Source organism: Microcoleus sp. PH2017_24_DOB_U_A, assembly GCF_020738205.1.
Taxonomy (GTDB): Bacteria; Cyanobacteriota; Cyanobacteriia; order Cyanobacteriales; family Microcoleaceae; genus Microcoleus.
The window spans coordinates 1-21,577 of sequence record NZ_JAEQCT010000103.1 but is presented as its reverse complement, the minus strand read 5'-3'; the positions used below and the strand labels follow the sequence as shown (position 1 = coordinate 21,577).

The 21,577-nt window shown below is 45.0% G+C and carries 24 protein-coding genes; 13 read left to right on the top strand and 11 right to left on the bottom strand.

Annotated elements, in window-relative coordinates:
- The coding region (locus tag JGK07_RS25985) for a transposase (RefSeq protein WP_293243157.1) at positions 1-143 on the top strand (143 nt) is incomplete at its 5' end.
- Between the two features lie 164 nt (positions 144-307).
- On the opposite strand, the gene JGK07_RS25980 is transcribed toward JGK07_RS25985, so the two are convergent.
- Positions 308-895, bottom strand: a complete 588-nt coding sequence (locus tag JGK07_RS25980; protein ID WP_293243151.1) for a hypothetical protein — start codon at positions 893-895, stop codon at positions 308-310.
- 28 nt (positions 896-923) lie between these two features.
- Positions 924-1,121 carry a hypothetical protein gene (locus JGK07_RS25975; protein WP_293243148.1) on the bottom strand — a complete coding sequence of 66 codons (198 nt, stop codon included), beginning with the start codon at positions 1,119-1,121 and terminating at the stop codon, positions 924-926.
- A 156-nt stretch (positions 1,122-1,277) separates the two neighbouring features.
- Here JGK07_RS25975 and JGK07_RS25970 point away from each other — a divergent pair, with 156 nt between their 5' ends.
- From JGK07_RS25970 to JGK07_RS25960, 3 genes are all read left to right on the top strand, one after another.
- Positions 1,278-1,436, top strand: a complete 159-nt coding sequence (locus JGK07_RS25970; protein ID WP_293243145.1) for a hypothetical protein — start codon at positions 1,278-1,280, stop codon at positions 1,434-1,436.
- A gap of 195 nt (positions 1,437-1,631) precedes the next feature.
- Positions 1,632-2,027 (top strand): hypothetical protein, encoded by a 396-nt coding sequence (locus tag JGK07_RS25965; protein WP_293243142.1) that lies wholly within the window; start codon positions 1,632-1,634, stop codon positions 2,025-2,027.
- A 211-nt stretch (positions 2,028-2,238) separates the two neighbouring features.
- Complete coding sequence (locus tag JGK07_RS25960) at positions 2,239-2,619, top strand: hypothetical protein (RefSeq protein WP_293243139.1); 381 nt, start codon at positions 2,239-2,241, stop codon at positions 2,617-2,619.
- 162 nt (positions 2,620-2,781) lie between these two features.
- Here JGK07_RS25960 and JGK07_RS25955 read toward each other — a convergent pair whose 3' ends face one another.
- The 7 genes from JGK07_RS25955 to JGK07_RS25925 form a co-directional block, all read right to left on the bottom strand.
- Complete coding sequence (locus tag JGK07_RS25955) at positions 2,782-4,068, bottom strand: hypothetical protein (protein ID WP_293243136.1); 1,287 nt, start codon at positions 4,066-4,068, stop codon at positions 2,782-2,784.
- Positions 4,069-4,165: 97 nt separating this feature from the next.
- The gene (locus tag JGK07_RS25950) at positions 4,166-4,528 is read right to left on the bottom strand and encodes a hypothetical protein (protein ID WP_293243133.1); all 363 of its coding nucleotides are present in this window, start codon (positions 4,526-4,528) and stop codon (positions 4,166-4,168) included.
- A gap of 163 nt (positions 4,529-4,691) precedes the next feature.
- Entirely contained in the window at positions 4,692-5,165 is a 474-nt protein-coding gene (locus JGK07_RS25945; RefSeq protein ID WP_293243130.1) for a hypothetical protein, read from the bottom strand.
- 69 nt (positions 5,166-5,234) lie between these two features.
- A complete protein-coding gene (locus JGK07_RS25940; RefSeq protein WP_293243127.1) occupies positions 5,235-5,786 on the bottom strand; it encodes a hypothetical protein in 552 nt (183 codons plus the stop codon).
- Between the two features lie 24 nt (positions 5,787-5,810).
- A complete protein-coding gene (locus tag JGK07_RS25935; RefSeq protein ID WP_293243124.1) occupies positions 5,811-6,167 on the bottom strand; it encodes a helix-turn-helix transcriptional regulator in 357 nt (118 codons plus the stop codon).
- Between the two features lie 101 nt (positions 6,168-6,268).
- Positions 6,269-7,261, bottom strand: a complete 993-nt coding sequence (locus tag JGK07_RS25930) for a GntR family transcriptional regulator (RefSeq protein ID WP_293243121.1) — start codon at positions 7,259-7,261, stop codon at positions 6,269-6,271.
- Positions 7,262-7,480: 219 nt separating this feature from the next.
- On the bottom strand, positions 7,481-7,906 hold the full coding sequence (locus JGK07_RS25925) for a hypothetical protein (RefSeq protein ID WP_293291109.1): 426 nt from the start codon (positions 7,904-7,906) through the stop codon (positions 7,481-7,483).
- Positions 7,907-8,013: 107 nt separating this feature from the next.
- On the opposite strand from JGK07_RS25925, the gene JGK07_RS25920 reads away from it, so the two are divergent.
- Positions 8,014-8,712 (top strand): iron-containing redox enzyme family protein, encoded by a 699-nt coding sequence (locus JGK07_RS25920; RefSeq protein WP_293243115.1) that lies wholly within the window; start codon positions 8,014-8,016, stop codon positions 8,710-8,712.
- Positions 8,713-8,798: 86 nt separating this feature from the next.
- Here JGK07_RS25920 and JGK07_RS25915 read toward each other — a convergent pair whose 3' ends face one another.
- The gene (locus JGK07_RS25915; protein ID WP_293243112.1) at positions 8,799-9,179 is read right to left on the bottom strand and encodes a hypothetical protein; all 381 of its coding nucleotides are present in this window, start codon (positions 9,177-9,179) and stop codon (positions 8,799-8,801) included.
- 196 nt (positions 9,180-9,375) lie between these two features.
- Here JGK07_RS25915 and JGK07_RS25910 point away from each other — a divergent pair, with 196 nt between their 5' ends.
- The 3 genes from JGK07_RS25910 to JGK07_RS25900 all read left to right on the top strand — a co-directional run bounded on the left by JGK07_RS25910 (position 9,376) and on the right by JGK07_RS25900 (position 15,268).
- Positions 9,376-13,179, top strand: coding sequence for a toprim domain-containing protein (locus tag JGK07_RS25910; protein ID WP_293243110.1), 3,804 nt, complete (start codon positions 9,376-9,378; stop codon positions 13,177-13,179).
- Between the two features lie 126 nt (positions 13,180-13,305).
- Complete coding sequence (locus JGK07_RS25905; RefSeq protein WP_293243107.1) at positions 13,306-14,097, top strand: DNA cytosine methyltransferase; 792 nt, start codon at positions 13,306-13,308, stop codon at positions 14,095-14,097.
- On the top strand, positions 14,081-15,268 hold the full coding sequence (locus JGK07_RS25900) for a hypothetical protein (protein ID WP_293243104.1): 1,188 nt from the start codon (positions 14,081-14,083) through the stop codon (positions 15,266-15,268). Before JGK07_RS25905 ends, JGK07_RS25900 begins: the two co-directional genes overlap by 17 nt.
- Before the next feature lie 679 nt (positions 15,269-15,947).
- Here the strand turns inward: JGK07_RS25900 and JGK07_RS25895 are convergent.
- On the bottom strand, positions 15,948-17,027 hold the full coding sequence (locus JGK07_RS25895; protein ID WP_293243101.1) for an LLM class flavin-dependent oxidoreductase: 1,080 nt from the start codon (positions 17,025-17,027) through the stop codon (positions 15,948-15,950).
- Between the two features lie 1,708 nt (positions 17,028-18,735).
- Between JGK07_RS25895 and JGK07_RS25890 the strand changes: the two genes are divergently transcribed.
- The 5 genes from JGK07_RS25890 to JGK07_RS25870 form a co-directional block, all read left to right on the top strand.
- Positions 18,736-19,149, top strand: coding sequence for a hypothetical protein (locus JGK07_RS25890; protein ID WP_293243098.1), 414 nt, complete (start codon positions 18,736-18,738; stop codon positions 19,147-19,149).
- A gap of 270 nt (positions 19,150-19,419) precedes the next feature.
- Positions 19,420-20,034: a hypothetical protein gene (locus tag JGK07_RS25885; protein ID WP_293243095.1), complete on the top strand. Its 615-nt coding sequence runs from the start codon at positions 19,420-19,422 to the stop codon at positions 20,032-20,034.
- Between the two features lie 100 nt (positions 20,035-20,134).
- Positions 20,135-20,446, top strand: coding sequence for a hypothetical protein (locus JGK07_RS25880; RefSeq protein ID WP_293243092.1), 312 nt, complete (start codon positions 20,135-20,137; stop codon positions 20,444-20,446).
- A 222-nt stretch (positions 20,447-20,668) separates the two neighbouring features.
- Positions 20,669-20,977: a hypothetical protein gene (locus JGK07_RS25875; RefSeq protein ID WP_293243089.1), complete on the top strand. Its 309-nt coding sequence runs from the start codon at positions 20,669-20,671 to the stop codon at positions 20,975-20,977.
- A gap of 176 nt (positions 20,978-21,153) precedes the next feature.
- On the top strand, positions 21,154-21,577 hold a 424-nt coding region (locus tag JGK07_RS25870), incomplete at its 3' end, for a transposase (RefSeq protein ID WP_366934337.1).

Here is a 21,577-nt window from a genome sequence, read left to right as displayed (position 1 = left end):
CTAAAAGAAGATTTAGCCTTGGTAGAGTGATGGCTAAACTTAATAATACTTCTGAAACAAGCATCGCAATAACTTTTCTGGTGATGAATCTTTCTGCCCAGAAGAAGGCAGGCTTTTTGGCTTTTTTTCGGTCTATTTCATAATAAAAATCTTTGGGGATGTTTTTTGGCTCAAATGATTGGCAAAAGCTATGTTTCGCCATCACAAGATTGATAAAACTTATATTGCCGAGGCATTCTCAAATTCACTCATCTTTCTAAATGCTGTTTTCTGACTTTTTCAGCAAGCCCTAACATAGATGAAGTAGCTACTCCCCACGTAAAGCATTCCACAGTCCCCAGAGCAAATGCGGCTCATCTCCAGGTAGCGCCAACCGCAGGATGTCCTCTCGATCCATCTCCTGCCAATTCTCCGGGCTAATGGTAGCGGCATAGGCTTCGTAGAACAATCGGCGCTTCTCTTCAATTGTGAGCGGCGGTTCCCCAAAAGCATCGACAAAGAAATCGTTGAGCGCGACTTCCGTCAACGCAAGCTGAAGGGCAAGTGCTGCTTTTTTCCCATCGGCAACTGCGTAGGCAATGAGCCGGTTGAAATCTCTGAGTCCAATCGTTCTCACTTCCCGATCGCCCCGAACGGTTTCGCGTACCACTTCCTCGATTTGTTCCGTAAAACCCAACCCCCGCAGCGCATTCAATGCCGTACCACCGCGACTGAGAATGCGGCGGAGCCAATTTTCCTTGTATCCCAACACCAAACTCGCCCCCGTCAGCCCCACCCGAAATTCCCCGCTAGGCATTCGGTAGCCGTCAACTTCGAGTCCCTCGAAAAACCGCACTGTTTGACACTCGACTCTGATGATTTCATCCACAATACCGCCCTCCCAACGAGCTATCAATTATTTTTCAGTTGATGTAAAGCCTTTCTTAATTTCCTGGTTCTTCCAACTGCACCGCCTTCACTTGCAACATCCCGCGCCCTATCCTTTCAAGTAATTCCGATCTGGAAATGTCTAGAGAATCTGCGATCGCATCTATGCCATTGACGGCAGTTGGCGTAATGGAAACCGTAATGCGCGTCTTCATTTCGTTGTACTCCGTCAGCGGTTGCCCTTTTTTTCTCATTTTTATTTCGTATGCCTTATTGTTTTAAGTTATACTAGCCAAGCATTGAATAAGTATGACATACAATTATAGTATAATTTAAAAGCGAGCGCCTCTACCGACTGGACATCTAAGGAAGCGCTCGCTATACACCATTTCGCAAAGGTGCAACACAATATGCTAGCAGAAAGAGCGACAATTTACTTGGGAAGCATTCCCTTAGAGGTTTTCATGCTGCCCGACAGCCAGTACGTGCTGAGCCAAACCCAGGTAGCTGAGGCTGTTGGAAAAACAAAAGTTTCGTTCGGCGACTTTTTGGTATCTAAAAGCCCATAAGCTTTACCTTATAAAGGTTTCCGCAGTAAGAGAACCTCAATCAAGGGGAACAATGTCCAAATCAATATCATTCCCATTGATTTAGCAGTTGCATACTGGATAAAGGAGGCAATCACGGGAAATGCGACGGGAGCGCGTTTACTTGGTACTTGTGCTGCCGAATCAATCGAACGACGTGCCGATAGTGCGTTCGGAGTGCAACGAGCAGAAGAAGAACGACAAGAGTTTATGAGAATTCGGCTAGAAGGCAAGCGTATTCGCCGACGACTAACGGATGCCATCAAAAGCTACATCGAACGCCATCCCGAACTATCAGAAAACAGTCGCAAATGGCTTTACGTTAATGCTTCTCAACGAGTAACTTTAGTTGTGTTTGGACGCAAAGCTAAGCGGTTAGCTGAAGATTTGGGCGTTCATCCCGATAATCTACGAGATGCGCTGACTTCTGATGAATTAATCCTGCTGCAAGAAGTAGAGGATACCGCTATCCGGCTGATTGACATTCAGGATATCCATTCCGATGATGCCATTCAACAGAGCGCTGAAAGGTTGCTGATTCAGGTGCAATCAAGAGCTTTGAAACTTAAATAAGTCATCTAGCCCCGGAAATCAACTGGGGCTTTCTCATGACATCACCCGAATATCCAGCCTGTTCCTGTGATGCTGACTCTCTATGACTTGGAGTATTCGGAGATATTCAACAAAATGGGAAGGTTAAAGATAATTATCAAAGTTTAATCCTGATTAAAATACCACGACATGAATATTAAAGTAATATCGCGTTATTTTTATCATTCAAGCTATGAAACTAAAGTCATCTTTATTTTATAAAACAGCTTTGGTGGCAAGTATGTTACTAGCACCTGCCATCGCTTTTAGTACCAATGCTCAAGCCCAAACAAGAAATGCTGGTGAAACTTATCGCTCTAAATGTAGTTTTTATGGACAGAATCAACCACAGGCACAAAAAATAGGCTGTGGTATTAAACAGACTACAACTCAAATTATCATTACCTGGAATGATGGATTTAAGACCACTTTGAAATCTTCAGGAAATGGAAGTTGGAAATCAATGCCATCTCAAGCCAAAGCACAAGTACGATTTTATACGGGTACTGGACGAGTAGCTCACGTTGAAATCTACGCAGGTTCAGGCAAAGGAATTATTGTTGTCAATCCCTAATCAATCGTATATGGGATTTACCCATCACAGCTAGTGCTGTCTTGAGCTTTGCAACTATTGCGATTAGTTCTGGTATATTTGTTGGAGAAACTACATCAAACGCCATCTAATTTTCTTCAACTTCGACCGCCAACTGATTTCAAGAACTTTTCAAACAGACTGCTAGGCGACACTAATTATCTGACCCCCGGTCAAACTGGTAAAATCATACGTTCTGCTACCAGCTATGAGTTTTTCAAACTCGGAAGTTATCATAATGCTGCTACCCTTGGTGAAGTTTATCGTTGTTCCCGATATTCCAACGGTATAACTGCCTGATGTTAATTCCAGTGTATCTTTACCGTTTCCGCCATTGAAATTACCGTTACCAAAACCCTTGAGATAGTCTTTACCATTTCCTAGGAACACGTTACCGCTACCCTCAAAGCCTCCATCAGCAATAATGGAGTCTTTACCATTACCAGTATTAATAACACCCTCACTAAAAACACCCTCGTTGTAAATGACACCAGTGCTAGTGATTATGTCGTCACCATCTCCAGTCTCAATGACGTTGTAGTTGTCAAGGGCACGGTTAGGAAAGTATTTAGAGGCAGTGAGAGCAAGGGAATCGTTACCCTCTCCTAAAAACAACCCGCCAGAGTTGTAAAGTCCTCCCTGTAAAATGATGGAGTCGTTACCACTACCAGTATCAATTGTACCGTCGTTGACGCTGCTGTATAATGGCAAATTGCCATTGTGCTCGGCAATGATGGAGTCGTTACCATTACCAGTATTAATTGTACCGTTGTTGTAGAGGATATAATAATTGCCAATGGCAGTTATTATGTCGTTACCATCACCAGTATTAATTGTACCGTTGGAAGAGTTAGTGATACCGCTGCCACTGCTGGTTGTACCAGTGATTATGTCATTGCCATCGCCAGTATTTATAGGCCGGTAATTGAGAATGCCACCGAATTTGGTACCAATGCCAGTTATTATGTCGCTACCATCACCGGTATTGAAGGTATCCCAATTGTTTTCGATGCCGAAAAAGCCAGTACCCGTTATTGTGTCGTTGCCATTTCCAGTATTGAGGGTGCCAGACTGACCCAAAATGCCACGATCTATGCCAATACCCGTAAGTATGTCGTTACCCTCACCAGTATCAATGATGCCTTCTACGTTGTAAATACCATAACCCGTAAAAGAATTGTTGGTTGGGTCATTGAAAATGCCCGTGAGTCTGTCGTTACCGCCATCGGTATTAAGCGTGCCAGTGTTGACAACGCCACCTTTGGGGGCAGGAACCCCAACGCCGGGGTTACTGTTCCCACTCTTACCATTGATTATTTCGTCGCCAGCAAGAGTATTAGTAATGCCCGTATTGAGTATTTGCTCAGTCCCAAACGCGGGGACAATATCAGCCTTGTTGGTAAACGTTAGACTTGAAAGTTCGATTGCCATCAAAAAACCTCAGAATAAAGAGAGATAACGTTAATGTACAACTTGTATTTGTATCACAAATTACAATACATCAATTTAATATAGCTATCGATCACCCTCAATCTCCTTCAACTTCCATCTGCAACTGATAAACCCTTAGACTTGGATGTTCGCCCAGCAGCAACCAGCAATATCTTTCAACGCTTGGGGTAGGTCGCGCTCCTTGACGGTACAGGAATATTGGCTCGTTTCTCATCAATGCGGTAAATATCTCCCGTTCCCTGTCTTTGCCATCATCCCAGATGAGGTGAGCTTTGGCGAAATACCCAGCACCCATCAAACTGGCGAACAACCATTCCATCATGGCTTGCTGCTGTTCCTCAGTTAGCGGGGATTGACCGTAGGTATCGATTGTGGGTGACTGAGATTTGGGTTTGAGCGAGGCGATAAGGGCGCTGGCAAGGTTGAGGTACTTTTTCATAGACGGTTGGCGTAGGTTCTCACTTGATGCCCGGTTACAATAGTCCGGACAGTTTTCAATCACAAATGGTAGAATGCGGGTTCCAGCTTCCCGGCTCTGTGAAATATTAACGGTAGAATGAAGGTTTGAGTCGCTGCTCAAAAAACTGTCCGGAGTATTGCGGTTAAAGAGCTTTTTTTAAAGTTATCAACCAAACAACAGAATTAACAGCCAACAAAAAGGTATAAAAAATATAGATTGATGGAGCGCAGAGAGATCGACCTAAAGAAGGCATTTTAAGTGTTTTTAAAAAGCCGAGCGGGTGAACTAGACCTTCGGGTATCGAACGGGTATTAAAACTTTCATCTAAGGCGCTTTGATTATTCAAGAATTGGGTAAGTGCATCGACTCTTTGTATGCAATAAAATTGCACTCTCCAATAGGTCGCTTCTAACAACCAAAAACCAAAAATTATAACGTATCCCAGCGGAACTAACGCATCTATTTTGCTGGCAAACGCCCAACCAATCAGCGCTACCCAAATGGTAATTGCCGCTGTTTTTAACTGCTGCAAAATTGTATTGAAGTTAGCTATTTTTTTCTCTAGTTCCTCTGCTCCTTTTTGGAGCATTGCTAGCTGAAATTCAAATCGATCCATATTTGATTCGGAGATGGCTGATTGTTCCCGTCTGGTTAACTAACTTTAACATACCAAATTCTAGCAATTTCACTTACCAAAAGGCTGTCCCCACCACTGCCAACACTCTTTATTGAAGGGCGACTTCCACTTGTAGATTAGGTCTGACTCTAATTGCAGCCGCTGTTTTCGATTAGCCGGCGCTCCGTACCAAAAAGCAATACCCACAGCGACATCCAGGGAATACCGCCGGTGCAGTTCGATGTAGCTGCCAACATAGCCGTAGCAGTAATGGTTCACCCACCGTTGCTTAGGAGTGCGGTGAGTTTCCCCAACATACAGAAGTAAAGGTGTTGGCTTAGCAGCATCGATAACAAAGTATAAGCAAGTGCGATCGCCCCAATCCGGTTTATCGCAGAATGAGAGGTTGTGCAGTTGCAGGGAAAATGGATCGAGGGCATCGCAAGGGTTAGGTGCTAACTCGAACAGCGTTTGTTGTTGAGGTTGACTGGATGAAGCAGATTGCTGGTAGTCGAATATGCGCTGTTTCCATTGGCACAAGGCATCGGCACTCATTTCTAGTTGATAAGGTTGCCTTGAATAATTGGGTTTTTGTGTTGAAAATAGTTCGAGTTGCTTCACGGTATCGGTATCAAAATCAGTGAGTTAATTTACTTTTGGTGTATGCTGCTTCCCAAAAAACTTTCGATTAAGTTCGGGATTGTCGCGAATTAAGCGCAGCAGCACGGGCAGTTGTTTTTGATAAGTTTTGGCAAGTTCTCCGACAACTTTAGCATCTTCGGCGGTGATGCGACCAGCTTGATAGATTAGTTCCTGGGTATCCAATTCTAAATGATGCGCTAATAACTTAATAATCTCCTCACTTGGCGCATACTCAGTGCGATTGTTCTCTAGTTTGGAAAGATAGGTGTAATCCACCTTTACCAATGCAGCCAAATCTCGCTGGCTGTATCCCTTATTGTGACGTGCTTCTCTGATGCAGTTGCTAAAAGTCTGATTCATAGCTTTTTCCTATTTTTTTGCCAGCAGATCGCAAGCACGGTTAATGCTCTAGCTCTAATGCTGCTCTAAGCCTGCATAACGATAGAAAAAAGTCGCTCCAACTACAGCGATTTTTCCATGCTTGCTGCTGCCAAGCGAGCTTGGATCACTAATAGATTTAGAGGATCGATTCTGATGCCAAAAACCATGAGCTTTTGATGCAGAACGTACTTAGCAAGCTGGCTTTTGATTTTGGGCGAACATACAACTAAATCAAAATTCTGCATCTTTTGAGTATTTTGTTGCACCCAATCTAATGTCACGGCTGTTGGTTCGATATTATTGATGTTGCAGGTACTCAGGTGTTGCATCGTTTGGCTGCCTGATTGGTCTCGGCACACAAACAACACCTTAGAATTGCGGGGCAAGGCAGAAATATAGCTTAATAATTGCATATCTGGTTGCACGTCAATTCCAATCACTTCTTTATTAGAATCAGCTATCCAATCAGCTACATCCCACAGATGTTTAGTGCTGGTTATCACGAAATCAGCACCTGCAAGTTCTTTTAATGCTTGTGGTTCTTTGGATTGTAATTTTGTCCAATCAATTGATTGTACAGATAAGCCAGTGTCAGTTTGAAGGCTTTGAATTACGTCAATAGTATCGGGCAGAAAATTGACAAAGACTAAATTTAGTTGGTGGCGCTGTTTTAATGCGGCTTGTGCGTAAGCAGCACCGGAGAACTCGGCGGCAGTAATTCCAAATTGAGATGCTGCATTAAAAACTTCCCCGAGCATATCGTAGAAATGCTTGCGGTTTGCTAGTTGCCGAACTTGGGCGGAATCAGCAACAAAAGTACCTTTGCCACGATGACCCACGAGGTAACCGGTAGCTATTAATTCGTTATATACGGATATAACGGTACTATAACCAATCCGTAAATGCTCTGCTAAACGAGCAAGTGGTGGTAGCGCTTGATTCGGTTGGAGTTTGCCCAGGACGATCAACAACTTAATTTGTTCGACCACCTGAGCTGGAATTGTAATTGGTGCCTCAGGATCGACAACAATAGGTGGCAGCAACACTTCTTTCATTTTGCTCGAAACAGACATAACACCCTGCTAACCCTTTAATTAAAATTGCCTGCCCCCTAGACATCAGGGTTTCAAGCTAGTCAGATTTTTATTAATTAATTTATCAACTTACAATAGTCCGGACAGTTTTCAATGACCAACGGTAGAATGGGGGTTCTGGGTTCCAGGCTCTGTGAAATATTAACGGTAGAATGAGGCTTTGGGTCGCTGCTCAAAAAACTGTCCGGAGTATTGAACTTACTCAGTTACTTGAAAAGCCCACATCCTACCGGCATAGATTCGATTTATCCATAAAGGCTGAGAACGGCGTTCAATCTTGCGACAGTCTCGAAGTTGGATTATTTTGTGCAAGTCTAATTCTAAAGTCGCATATATCTCAGTCATGTCGCTCAAAAAACGGTGGGGATTGTCAAACTGATTTGAAACCACCTCCAAAGCTAGCTCATCTGATTGAGACCTCACTATAACTTCAGGGAGATGCCAGATTTTTACCAAATTGGGAGTCATACCCACAATTTGTCGCCGCTGGTTAACCAGCAAAATTCCAGCAGTGCTTTGGTTTTTAAAATCTGATGCTAAATCGAAAGCGGACGGCATCCTGTTAATTAGCATAAACGCCGCATCCTTAAAGACTAAGGAGTCTAGCTTAACAGCGTTCCCCACATCTTACCGCACTTTGCTTTTTTGAATGCAGAATTAATTTGGTTGACCAGTAATATATTACTGGTATAGCATAGTAAAATCCACAAGAACTCTGAAAGGAGAAACTTATGAAGTGGCTTTTGGACTTTGGGGCGGAACACCGCGAGAACTTGCTTTCGGGGTCTTTTTACAAAACGCTAGCAGCCGCACACCATCCAGAAAATGTCAGGGGTTGGGTGCGCCAGCTATTTTATCAATCTAGCGATTTCACCTCGGCTCTGGCTTTGCGGTACTCTATGTGTCGCGACCCACGCTACCAAGGCTGTTTTGCACAACACGCAGCAGAAGAGGTGGATCACTGCACGCTGTTAGTGGATTGGATGCACAAACACGATTTCCTGAAGCCAAGAGAAAACCCCAGAATAGTCACCCCAACCCTGGCAACCAAGTTAGTCAGTGCGTACTGTTTTAGAACGGTATTTCGTGAATCATACGAGCACCAAATCATCGCCATGAACCAGATTTTAGAGGGCGTGAGCTACGATTTCTTTTCGGCTGTCATCCCCGTGTTTGCCCAACTCTGGCTAAAAACTAACTGCTATTGGAGAATCCACAAAGATGTAGACCAACAGCATTTAGCAATGGGCATAGACCTCATCCCCCAGTGCGGCCCAGAGTCGGAACAAGGTCAAGAATACGCTCGCATCGTCGAGGAAACGGCTTTGCTCTACGGTCGGATGCTCGATTGTTGGAGTACCGCATATTACCCGAGCAATGAAGCCGAAATTGTTCCAGCTTGTACTGCACCTTTGTTGGCTGTTGGCTAACGTTCAGCGCTAGAAAATAACGGTAATGCAAGCGGTGCGAACTGCGTCACTGTTTTTTAGTTCAGCCAACTAGATCGAACATTAGTTTAGCTAGCCTTTTTCTGCGATTCCCTCAAGCACCTGGCCATCAACAGCATTGCTTGATTCTCCTCAGTCTCGTCTTTGAGCTCCGATAGCGCCCGTTCGATTCTCAAGAGCGGGTGTTCTTCTCTTTCCCTTTTCTTATCGAAGGCGTTCTTTTGAGAGCTGACGATGCGGATCACCTCCGCACACTCGCTGCGCGGCCGCAACTGCGCGATCGCCTCCATGCACCGCCACAGTAAATCGCTCGACAAATCCTGCTTTCCCTGCCGCACTTTGCTCCAGGTCTGCCGCGCTATGCCGCTTAGTTCCGCTAAGTCTTTGCCGTGGATGTCCGCCTGTTCTTCACAAAGCCACTTTAGTAAAGGAGATACGGGTTCAGCCATTGTAAATATTTATTGAGTAATTGTCACTTCAAAGGGACGAGAGGGATAATAAGTTTTCACTGATTAGTGAATTTATTGACTTATCAGGTAATTACAAATTAACACATCTGACAAGCCAGCTAAAAAAATAACCCGTCGCACTGGAAATGCTTCGGGCGCAAATAAATTTTTCTTTTCTTTTCAATAGGAGTCTACCATGACACATATTTCCGAAAATAGCAACACCAAAACGGATATGAGCCTGCTGAAGTTTTGGGAGCAGGAGGTGTTACCCAGGCTCAATGCAGACTTGGTGTACGACCATCCATCACACGCTTTCCAGCGGAGCAGCCAGAAGTGGCGGGGAGGCAGTCCCTTCAGAAAAAGTAAATCAGGAACTTCATTTGCGGTGTGGCCCGATACTCTGCGCTTCTACGATGCCGGGTGCGAATTTGCAGGCGACCCCATCGCTTACATTCACAGCATTAAGGTAGGTCGGTGGGAACATCCCAAGGGCATTGATTGGGTAGAAGCGCTACGAGAAATAGCTTCTAGGGTCGGCGTAGCTCTACCTCCAAGGGAACTCAACACGCGAGAAATCGAAGTAGCCGCGAAGTGGGAAGCGCGCCGGGGAATATTGGCAGCGGTATACGCTCAGTGCCGGGATTGGCTGTGGGGTGAAGAAGGAACCAGTGCCCTCAACCACCTGATTGCCGAAAGGGGCATTCCTAGGGAAGCGATCGCCGAGTTGGGATTGGGCTACTACTACAGTAAGGATGAAGTTGCATCTCAACTTAAAGAGCACAAGCATAACTTAGAGATAGCTGAAGAGGTTGGGGTGCTCACCAGCAAGTGGGAGGGATACGTTACTTTCCCGTGGCATACAGCTTTAGGACAACCGCTGACGGTGTACGGTCACTGTCCGACGAAACCTTTGCCGCTCAAGAAAAACCACCGGGGGTGGAAAGGCGAGAGAGATGCGGCTTACCGAACTTGGGGCAAACTATCGGAAGCTCAGAAACTAGAGCAACCTTGGACTGAGCCAACAATTCCCAAGAAATACGCTTGCTGGAATCCTCATGATGAGGAGGGGGCCTGGCTGGCAACAAAGGAATCGCCGCTTTACTTCGACAAGGCGATCGCTGCGGGTCATAAAGAAGTGGTGGTAGTTGAGGGCGTTACCGATGCAGCAGTTGCTCAAGCACTAGGAGATACCAGGGTTATTGCTTGTGTCGCGGCTAGTTTGTCGTTCGAGCAGGTGCAATCCCTGCGACGTTCGGGAATCGAGAGGGTGATTATCTGCCTAGACCCGGATAGCGCCGGGGATAAAGGTATTGAAAGCTGCATCAAATCTTTGTTGTTGGCGGGCATCATTCCTTATGTAGCTCCACGGTTGCCCGTAGGTGAAGATGGCGATGGCGACCCCGATAAATTCATCATCAGAAATGGCATCGATGCTTGGTTGGAACATACCAATTTAGAGAAAGCTGAGCATGGATTGAGGTGGAAAGCCCAACAAATTGCCGGCTCCAAGGGAAATACTGATGCTGACAAACAAGCAGTGCTCAAAGAGGCAACCAAGTGGGCAACGCATATAAAGGATGCAATGGTGCTCAATATCTTTTTCTGGCCCACGATAGGCGAAGTGTTGGGAAATTCACCGCCACCCTGGTTAAAGGAATTCGGCAAAGAATTGAGTGAAGTAGCGAACCGGGATGATTCAGCAAGCAAGGAAGTTACCAAGTGCCCAGACCGCAAGCGGGATGCGTTTTATCGAAACCTGTGCGACAAGTTGGGTCTGGACTTCAATTACTACACCAGGGGGCGAACCTTTGATGACTTTGTGGTGAGGAAAGTGTTTGGGCAAGATTACAAAGCGATCAACAGCGCCATGTATCAATACACCGGGTCGGGATGGTGGATGCGACAGGATGAGAAACGCTGCGAACACGCGATCGCTACTTGCAGCGAAAAGGTATTCAAACTCCGACAAGTTAGCAAATGGAAATGGGAAGAGACGTTCCCTTTTTCTAGTGAAAGTTGCACCAACTCAGCACTCAAGTACGCCATGAAGCGCCTTTACTTGGAACCTCCCCAACACAGGCACTTTAGAGCTTTTAAGAATGGTACCGTGGATATGAGAACGGGAGAACTACTACCCCACGACCCCACTCATTACCTCACTTCTGCCATTGAATCAGATTACGTTCGCGATCGCCCTTGCCCCCAAGTTTTTCTCGACTTTATCATCTCCGCTTTTGGGGAAGACCAACTGGATGCGGTGAGAGCCTACACTTCCATGCTGATTGACCCTACCGCACCCGACGGTAAGTTCATCCATGTCATCGGGCCTTCGGGTTCGGGTAAGGGAACATTAGTCAGACTCTGGGGTGAAATCTTTGGCTTAGAGGATTCCCATTCCGGTGATTTCGCGGAGTTGAGCAATCCCGAATCGCGGCACCAACACCTGACCGGTAAATCTTTGTACACCATTCCCGACACCGGGGGTTACATCACCGGGATTAGACCCTTTTACGAATTGGTGGATAATGGCAAACTTTCAGGTCGGAGTCTTTATTCATCCTGCGGGTACACCAAAGAATGGAACTGCCGCTTTGTTGCAGCTTCCGTTGACCACCTCCAAATCGAAAATGCCGGGGATGGCTGGGACAGGCGGTGTTTGCCTCTTCTATCAAAGGGCCGGGAAGGATTGGAAGATCCCTATTTGCGTCACAAACTCTCTGCCGTCAAAGCGGATATCGTATCTTGGGCCCTGGCAATGCCGAGACAAGAGCGCGATGCTCTGCTGCTGCAACCTTCCAAGAACAACCGCATCCGCCTCGCCAAACTCGATGCAGCTACCTACGGCGACCCGGTACGCAGCTTCATCGACCTTTGCTTCCGACCTTCCGACTCTACTTCCCAAATCCAGAACCACGAATTGCACAGTTGGTTTATTGCATATTGCAAAGCGCATGGCTACTCGGATAACCGGGGTATGAGCAAGTTTATCTCTCACCTCAAAACTGTAATTCCCCAACATCACGTACCCCGATTACGCAAAGACGGCGAGTTACAACCCGCTCACTGGACTCACATGGCTCTGATACCAGGCGTCATGGTCGATGTTTCCCTAACTGAAGATGTTTCCAACGGCTACCAGGGTAAACCCAACCCACAACACCCCGAACCTGAGTGGCGGTGTGCCAAATTCCGCTGCTGTGAAGGTGGTTTGTTGGCTTTTGAAGAATGGAACGAACGGAACATGATGGGGGGCATTACTCCTGACTTTGATCAAGAAAGCAATGGCAATGCTAATACGCAAGGAAATGAAGAGGTCAGGGTATTTCTCAACCAACAGCATGGCTCCCATCAGAAAACAGGGGAGGAGTTGAATTCTGCCCCGAATACCCATGTCTACCCTACTCAAACCCATACTCAACCAGAAATTGAGGGAGCGGGGGGAACTAGCCGAAGTAGCCCGAGCTCTTGCGTTCGCTCAAATCGAGTGCAAGCGATCGATGAATGGGTGTCCCAGTTGTCAGAAGTGGCCAACCGTGGCACAACCTACGAAGCGGTAAAGGGATTGGGAGTACCGGATAACCTGCGCCCAGAAATATTTGCTGCGTTGACACCTCCGGTAAAAGAACGGCTCAAAGAATTGAGGAAAGAGTTCGAGGGGCGGATTCCTCAAGATGTCCAGAAGTGGAGGGAGGCGATCGCAACTTGGTCGGCTTTAGATGCAGAAACTCTCAATACTCAGTGGCAGCAGTTTGATTTGTGGAGCCAATGTTTGTTGGGTATCGGTAATTGGGTTGAGAGAATCACTCGATCGGGATTATTTGAGTTGGCAGCATCGGTATATTCCCAAGCAATTGAATTAGCTACAGAGAAGTCTGAGCCTTTTGTTGATGCAGACGAAACTAATGCCGAACCAAAACAACTCAATTTGTTGCCAGAATTTCAGCCACCTTTAGAATCCGAAAACAGATTTTTATCTGAATCCGAAGATTGGTTTTAGCATGACTAATAACCTGAAGCGAGCTTTCTTAAGTCGGAATTAAGAATGCCAAAGAATTGCTGACATCTGCTGAACTACTGATTTAATCATTTGGTTTGATTGACCTACAAAAAGGGAGTGTCAACCATGCTGCGATCGCTTTCACTATTTACGGGTATCGGCGGCTTTGAATTAGCGGCTGCTGCTCTGGGTTGTTTTCAAGTCGAACAATTTGTTGAAATCGATGAGGACGCTCAATATGTACTCCGACAGCACTATCCCCGCATCCCAATCCACAGCGATATCCGAACTTTTAGCGCTACAAGAGGACAATACGACTGCATCTGGGGAGGCTTCCCATGCACTGGTACGAGTAATGCCGGGAAGCGAGGAGGATTGGCTCATCCAGACTCAAGTCTGTGGTGGGAAATGCTCCGAATTATCCTCGAAGCCAGACCCAGCTTTGTTATTATCGAAAATCCAGAAGGCTTGCTCCTCCGAGGAGGTAGAGAAGTATTTGCCTCTCTCACAATGGCAGGATATCGTGTCGAAGAGCCGCTCCTCCTATCGGCAAAGGAAGTCGGAGCAGGCCATCAAAGAAACCGAGTTTTTATCGTCGCTTTCCTTCAGGACTTTGCACAGCAGCAATACGAGCACCAATTCAAAACCTGCGGGGCTGACCAAGTGCGAACAATCGCTCAGGAAGCTGGGCGTCATTTCCGCATCCCATTATTTATCCGCAATGGGGATGGAGTTGATATTTGGATTCCCCCTGGACTGGACAAAATGCCTTCAATCTCAGACTTTCAAGTCAAGAGCAAAACCAAAGGTCGAATCAGAGCCAGATACGTCTTTGCCAAAACAGTCATGCCCGGACAAGCTTACGTTGCTCTCAAACGAGTGCAGTACCTCGCCCAAGCTTTTGGAATCATCGATTAAAAATATTACCGAGTTTGCATTATCGGGACTGGGTATTAGCTTCGGCAAAACCTTGGCTTATCTCCCCCACAAAACAGCAACTCGCCGTATTTGGAAAGACAGCCACGCCCAGAAATTCACCAACGCTTTCAACCAAAACAAACTAATCAAAGCTTTGGATCGAGATATCCGCTACGGAGGCAAACAAATTGGTTGGTGTCGGTTGCTCTGCGCTCCCTACAAAGAAAAACTTGCAGCCATGCCCGATGAAGATTTGCAGGCTGAGGGTGAGATGTGCGAGTCAGTCGAACAGTTCATCAAGCAATACTTTAAAGGCAACAGCAGCCTTGAAGTATGGGTGATTCGGTTTGAATTTATGCCATTAGATCGAACAGCATCAACCAAGACTACTGAAATGCTTGGTGTATACTCTGATTCTATAACTGAAGGTGACAGCAATTGTGCTATTACTTTATCAGACCAGAGTATACACCAAGCTCAATCAAGCGGGTCTATTGTATGTTCTGACTCTGCAAGTACAACTAATAGCAACTCTCCCATCAATTCAGAAACAGATAGTATACACCAAGCTTCATTAACACCCCTTGGTGTATACTCAACGATTCAGAATAAAGTTAACAGCAGCTTTAGCATTACTCTAAAAGGTGAGAGTATACACCAAGCCTCACCCGCACCTCATCCAAAGGATAAAAATAGCGCTATTTCTTTCCCAACTGCTATCACAACTAATAGGATAGAAGCATCTTCAGTCTCTGCCTCGCAGGAACATCAAAGAGTCTCTGGTATATACCACGATGGCGACAACCCAACTAATGCTAACACCGCCATCTCTTTGCTAGTTGAGAGTATACACCAAAGCTCAATACCGAGTCTTGGTGTATACCCCAATGATGCCAATCAAAGCGACAGTAATGCAGCCAATGATTCACTAGCCGAGAGTATAAATCAAACGACTGTAGTTCAGGGAGGCAGCGGGTTAGTGTATAGTTTTTGGAAAGGTGAAAGCATAGTTAACCACTACCGCTACAAAGTTAAGGTGAACGGTAAATGGAAGGTAAGGAGTATCTACATTCCTGTTGGTAAATTGCCAAAAGTCAGAGAGGCTATCACCAATAATGTAGGAGTAGCTGCAATAGTTACGGGGATATTAGGTAAAAAAATAGAAGAATAAACAGTTACTTTTAAACAAAGTCTCAAAGCTAATTTGAAAGCTTCAATTCGGTACAGTCTTCCTTCGTTGCTGTGGCATAAATTCCTGCTTTATATGCTTTGGGAAGATTTTAAATTAGCTAGATTGCTATGAGGGGTATTACCCCTGAGTTTTTGGTGAAAAGCGATCGGGGCATAGTGAGGGGTAAGACCATACATTATGCCCTGATCAGCAAAAATATAACGCTATATCAATATTTATAGAACTATCAAGGTGATCGGGGCATAATGAGGGGTCTGACCACACAGTCTGCCCTGATCACCAAAAACATAACCTAAAATCAAGGGTTTGAGAGGGGTGATCAGGGTGATCAGGGCGATCGGGGTACTACTTCCCAAAAAAATGAAAGGGTGGAGGTAGTTCCCAGCAACAAGACACCCCCCTTATAAAAAAAGAGAAGTAATGCCCGATCGCCCTGATCGCCCCGATCGCTTTTACTCAAACCCATACATCATAAGGAAACCAGGGGGCGATCAGGGCAGATCGAAGTACCCTGATCGCTCCCGATCGGGGCGATCGCTTGCTCGGGATAGATGAATGGGTATTCAAGCTTTCAGAAGCAGCCAACAGGATATTAAAGTAGCGATATCTTAAGAATCACAGTTCCGGATCGGGCAATGAGTGGCAAGGGAGAGGTTTATTAGACAGACTCGAACTTCGGTGCAACTTCACTTGTCAAAGCGAATATGGATTCGCGCCAACCTTGCAGATTGTCCAAGTGGTCGTAGGAAATCGCCAGCAGTGTCCCAAAACCGCCAGAAGATTGCAGCATTTCCCCAATTTTGTCAGTCACTGTCTCCTGAGTCCCGACGATCCAGCAGTGCTTTGCCAAATACTCAACCGTGACATCCGAATCCGCTACGTCTGGATGGTGCTTGCAAGCTGAAAGCGCACCCAATTTTTTGAAAAACGGCAAGAAATAATTGCGGTAAAAATCTCCCATCGATCCGTTTACCGTCTTTTCCCATGCCTCACTCTCGCTGGACGCAATGTAGATGTCGCGTCCCACGCGCCAATTGCTACGCAAAGGTGTCCGGTTAGCAGCGGCAGCACCCAGAGAGTAAGCATCCCACTGACTGGCTAAATAAGTATCGCTGTAGGAGATGCTGACGGGGATAAAACCTTTCAAACCAGACCAGTGCAAACTCGGAGACTTCGGGCTGAAACCGGCTACGGCAATCGGCGGATAAGGTTTCTGGTGTGGCGTGAGATGAAAATTGAACACCCCGTCCAAATCAGGTTCTGGGCGACGCACCACCCAGAACTTGCCTCGATACTCGAAGGGTTCGGAACTCTGCCAGAGTTTTAGCATAATTTCCAGCGATTCTTCGGTCATTTCGCGATGCTGACCGGCCATACCGTCTACGTCGAACATCGCCCAGTCTGTTGGGACGCCGCTGGCACCGATGCCCACGATTAATCGGCCTCTGGAAATGCGATCGAGCCATGCAATGCGATGTGCCAACTCCGCCGGATGGTGATACGGTAACAAAAAAGATCCGGTACACAAAGTCAAATTTTGAGTTTGCAAAATTGCCTGGGCAATCAGTAAATCGGGAGATGGAAGCGGCTCCATTCTCACCGTGTAATGTTCGCCAATCCATGCTTCGCGACAGCCTACTTTGTCGAGGAATTCGAGATAATCAAGATTGTGATAGTGTCCTTCTGCATAGTCCCGACCTGGTGGATGACCCGGCATCATAAAGACTCCTATTTTCATGCGGCTTTGCCTCGTTATGTGGTTTGTCAACAGGTAAGGATTGGTTAACCAAATCAGTCTGGGACGGACATACACTCTCGGTAGAGCTCGTAATACGCACCCAGCCCGCGTCAAGCGTCCTCTTTAAAAACGCCTCTTTTACGTTAATTCCTAAAAGCAGTGGTCGCACCGCAAACAAGCTTCAAAGCAACGGCAATGAAACTGATAGGATGTGGCCGTTGCCTTTGGCTGCAACGGGTGCAAGGTATAGTTGTCTCGATCGACTTTGAAGGTTGGTGGCAGTCTAAATGCGAGTCACACAGCAGGTCTTCAGGCGAGGGAATCAATGTTAAATGCTATCTTTGACAACTTTGTCTAACACAGCCCGCTCAGTATCATGGTACGAGGTCTGATGGAACGTGTCTTTGGCAACGAGCAACTAGACACCATCTTTGAAAAAAAAACGCTCGCAACCAGTACGCACGAGAGCAATTTCCGAACGCCCCGAACGCCCCGCCATATGAAAGCTCAAATCCATACGCAGCAACGCAATCAAAGAGCAATCTGGGAATAATGAGGGGTGAAACCCTCTACTTGGTTTCGCTCGCCCTTATCGCCCTTGTGATTTCTTCTCAAACCCATACGCATCAAAGAAATCAGGGAGCGATTGGGGCAACTTAGCGGGTTTGACCCCTTGTTGTACCCCGATCACTGGTAATGGATCTGTAAGGTGGTACTACAGCTTTCACAAGGCTTGTGGAAGGCACAACCTATGAGGCTCTGATGTGCGGTGTAATCGAATCAATTATCAAGTGCTGCTTTAAAGGCAACGGCAGTTTAGGAGTTTTGCTGCTTCGCGTTGAACCTGCGCCAGCGGATCATCTTGGTGTATGCTCGGCCGCTGCCAGTAAAATTAATAGTTACCTTTGAATTACTTTACGAAGCAAGAGTATACACCAAGCTTAGTTGTAGGCTTTGGTGTATACTCTGAATCGACCAATAAAGGTGACAGCAATTATTCCCTTACTTCAATATATTTGATTATTATTCGTTTACAAAAATGCGTAAGCTATTGTATTGATATTTCTTAGTTTGATTAACTTTCGATTAATTCAACTAATAATGCGGCAGGAATGCGATGCAACCACTTTTCTAAATTAGCACGGTCTATAGATTCCAACTTTGCCACAACTCCCCCGATCAATAGCGCTCGATCGTCCAAAGAATTGGGAGGATTGCTTTGTTCTAATTGAGATTAGTGGAACTCCTCACTAAAGACGTTAACCTCATCTTCAGTCATGTAAGAATTTCTCACCTAACCGGGAACCCAATCTTTCATCGAGATAACATCAGCCATCGCTATAATCCTCAAGTCAACCCACTAATTTTGGCTTCAATTTAACTATTAGTAAGAATGGTAGAATATTACCCTCAAACTTTCTTGTGAAGTAGCAAAACTTCCTCCTAAGTTTCAGCACGTTGAAGTATCAGCCGATAATATGGCTATCCGCAAAGCTTTGGAATCAGGAGATATCGAAGCAGAGAAAATTGCCCAATTCGGAGAACGTGAAAACCACTTAAGAGTTCGGTAAACTTAGCATTTAACCCTGACAATATCATAACTAAAATAGCAATATTTCAGGGTTTAGTGTTAAAATAAAAAATAGAATTGACTTAAAAATAACGGCTATCGCTAGGGCAGAAAACATAGCAAATTTGAGGTTAAAGCGTGAACTGTACTTTGGGTTTAGATTGCACACAAATGGGCTTTGATGAATGCGGAGAGTGCGTCAACGAAGAACTTTGTCATGAATACACAAAAGCTTGGGATTTATACGACATAGTGCTGTTAAAAGGATTCCCAGGGGCGGTATTTGTATGCTGGCATGGCAGAGATGCGAATACCGAATGGACTAACGAACAATGGGGATTCAAGCACCTGAACAACTGCGACTGGTTGCTGCACCATACAGCATCATTGAATACTTTTACTGAGTGGCAGCACGCCTATTACAAACTAAGCTCCAGAAAAAAGACGGCATACGTTCGCACTGACTTGTTTGATAAATTTGAGTGCTTGAGAAAGCAGGTAGACATCGAATACGGAAAGCACCAAGAAATCAGGGTTCCCATGCCTTTTTAATAACAGGATAAAGAACAATGACAATAAAGATTCACAAATTCCTCAAGAATGCTGGCTTTGTGAAATGTCGGCACCTGCACCATCACGAACGCGGATACACCTTAAAACCTCATAAATCCGAAGGCATAATTTAACTATTTTTTAACTCTTTTGAACTTTTGGATAAGGCAAACAAAGTTTTGAGAGCAGAAGGAATTAAGGCGTTAAAACTTTGCCTCATCAATCTAAAAGATGTTTTCTAATTGTTGGACTAAATCAGGAGGAACAATCATGATAGGAACACAATTTATCGAATTACCCGTAACCATGCCACCCATGTTACCTGGGATGGTCGGAGTTAGCAACGTTCAATACTTTGCTCTTTACTATCAAGGAAGCAAAGCAACATGGAGTAACGGCAGGGGAATGGGTACGTTCAGTTACTTCGCCTGCTATGAACCGCTAATAGAACACATTGCCCTAGCAATTCACTTAGAACCATATAACTTAGGTTCTGATGATGTTTTTCCAGAACACGCTATCTTATGCGATTGCGCTTTGGGCAAGATGTATGTCGGCGCGTACAAAGAAATCCATTACTTTTTGTCGCAACAGCATTCAGATGAGTTGCGCCAATTTACAGAACAAGAGTTTGAAGCAGCCGTAAAAGCCTTACAGGATATGAGCTTCGAGCAGATGCAGCGGTTGGGAATGTTCGAGATGTTCGGCAATACTAACCCACAAGCCTGCCAACAAACCGTAGAGATGGTGGAATGGCTAGACCAACAAGTCACCGAAGGTTTGATCCAGCACTACATCCAACTAGCTAATCGGGGTAATTGGACAGCAATGAGGGCATTAGAAACTCTCCAGCGTAGAATCTCAGAAGCTAGAAAGCAACAATAGGAATCAGAGAAAAATTAAAATTTATGCCGAGGAAGTATCGATATTACAGCCTCGGCATGGGTATAAAACACTGAAATTTTAGTGAAATAGGAGTTAGCCCATGAAGGGATTAACCTGGAGGGATAGAGCCATCCATCGCATTGCCAATGCTCTTTTAGAGTATGAAGTTCAATGTTTGCTTTTGGGTGAAGCGATAGACGGAAAGTTAGCAAAGAAATGGATATCAAAGGAGCGTTATCCCTTCGGTTTCAGGGAATATACACCGTACAGGATATGGCTTCAAGAAGTTGCCAAAATTCCCTATTTTATCAGCACGGGATGGCCGGCTGTATGTTATCCAGGTTGGCGCAATGGTCTATTAAAACGACATCAAAAAAATAATGTAAGTAGCGGACAACTAAGTTTGTTTTAAATATTTGTTTTCCCATTAAAATGTTTGCACCAGTTTTTTAATTAGAAAGCAAATAAACGATTTGATCTGTCTAGCAATTTTAGGATAGTAGCCAGTTCCAGAGTTAATTAGTATCCGCCTGACGGGGTGACAGGTTGCCTGAAAGTCAGACAGTCCGGCAATCCTAGACAAATCGCCTCGAAAAAGATATGGTAAGAAAGCTTCTTACCCAAAAACAATTAAATGATACCAGAATTATATCATGCCCATTTGTCAGAAAAGCTGACACGTTCTAATTACTTATTGGCAATTTTATTGATTCAAGTAGTGCAATTGATTAAAGAAGTCACATTGGAAAGCATAGCAACAAAACTAGCGATGCCCATTAAATTTGAAAGTAGAAGAAAAAAAGTTCAAAGATTTTTATCGGAGGATGAATGGAGTCTGGATAATATTTGGTTGCCACTGGTGATTAGTTGGATCAAAGGTAGTATCAAACAAAATAAGGTTGTGTATTTAGCAATAGACAAAAACGAAATGGCAATCAAATAATGTTTTGATGGTCAGCATGATTTGGCGAAAAAGAGCTATTCCTATTTATTGGAAAGTCCTTGAAAAACAAGGCAACAGCACATTGGAAAATCAACAATTCGTATTAACGCCAGTATTCGCGGCCTTATTAGATTATAAAATGCTCGTGTTAGGATCGTGAATTTTGTAGTGTTACCCTGGCAAACTGGCTGAGGGAGAAGAAAGTAGATTTCTGTTTACGACTAAAAAAGAATGTTTGTATCAAGACGGAATTGGAGTTATGGACTGAACTAAAAATGCTAGGATTAGAGCCAGGAAATAGCTTTTTCAATCAAGAAGTAACAATCCGAAAAACCCCACCCATTACGGGGTTTAATTTGGCAGGTAAGTGGCTGGGCAAATATCGAAATATTACTACAGAAGAACCTTGGTATATTCTGACTAGCTTGGCAAATATACAAGCAGCAGTTGATGCTTATGCAAAAAGATTTGGAATTGAAGAAATGTTTAGAGACTTTAAGCGTGGAGGATATAACCTAGAAAGGACTAATCTCACCGGTGAGCGATTGAGTAAATTATTGATTTTGTTATCACTAGCATACTTGAAGAGTATAATTCAAG

Excerpts from the sequence above, each read along its gene's own strand:
- JGK07_RS25975 (WP_293243148.1), bottom strand. The coding sequence starts at position 1,121 with ATGAGAAAAAAAGGGCAACCGCTGACGGAGTACAACGAAATGAAGACG.
- JGK07_RS25970 (WP_293243145.1), top strand. The coding sequence starts at position 1,278 with ATGCTAGCAGAAAGAGCGACAATTTACTTGGGAAGCATTCCCTTAGAG.
- JGK07_RS25960 (WP_293243139.1), top strand. The coding sequence starts at position 2,239 with ATGAAACTAAAGTCATCTTTATTTTATAAAACAGCTTTGGTGGCAAGT.
- JGK07_RS25955 (WP_293243136.1), bottom strand. The coding sequence starts at position 4,068 with ATGGCAATCGAACTTTCAAGTCTAACGTTTACCAACAAGGCTGATATT.
- JGK07_RS25950 (WP_293243133.1), bottom strand. The coding sequence starts at position 4,528 with ATGAAAAAGTACCTCAACCTTGCCAGCGCCCTTATCGCCTCGCTCAAA.
- JGK07_RS25945 (WP_293243130.1), bottom strand. The coding sequence starts at position 5,165 with ATGGATCGATTTGAATTTCAGCTAGCAATGCTCCAAAAAGGAGCAGAG.
- JGK07_RS25935 (WP_293243124.1), bottom strand. The coding sequence starts at position 6,167 with ATGAATCAGACTTTTAGCAACTGCATCAGAGAAGCACGTCACAATAAG.
- JGK07_RS25930 (WP_293243121.1), bottom strand. The coding sequence starts at position 7,261 with ATGTCTGTTTCGAGCAAAATGAAAGAAGTGTTGCTGCCACCTATTGTT.
- JGK07_RS25920 (WP_293243115.1), top strand. The coding sequence starts at position 8,014 with ATGAAGTGGCTTTTGGACTTTGGGGCGGAACACCGCGAGAACTTGCTT.
- JGK07_RS25915 (WP_293243112.1), bottom strand. The coding sequence starts at position 9,179 with ATGGCTGAACCCGTATCTCCTTTACTAAAGTGGCTTTGTGAAGAACAG.
- JGK07_RS25910 (WP_293243110.1), top strand. The coding sequence starts at position 9,376 with ATGACACATATTTCCGAAAATAGCAACACCAAAACGGATATGAGCCTG.
- JGK07_RS25905 (WP_293243107.1), top strand. The coding sequence starts at position 13,306 with ATGCTGCGATCGCTTTCACTATTTACGGGTATCGGCGGCTTTGAATTA.
- JGK07_RS25895 (WP_293243101.1), bottom strand. The coding sequence starts at position 17,027 with ATGAAAATAGGAGTCTTTATGATGCCGGGTCATCCACCAGGTCGGGAC.
- JGK07_RS25885 (WP_293243095.1), top strand. The coding sequence starts at position 19,420 with ATGATAGGAACACAATTTATCGAATTACCCGTAACCATGCCACCCATG.
- JGK07_RS25880 (WP_293243092.1), top strand. The coding sequence starts at position 20,135 with ATGAAGGGATTAACCTGGAGGGATAGAGCCATCCATCGCATTGCCAAT.
- JGK07_RS25875 (WP_293243089.1), top strand. The coding sequence starts at position 20,669 with ATGATACCAGAATTATATCATGCCCATTTGTCAGAAAAGCTGACACGT.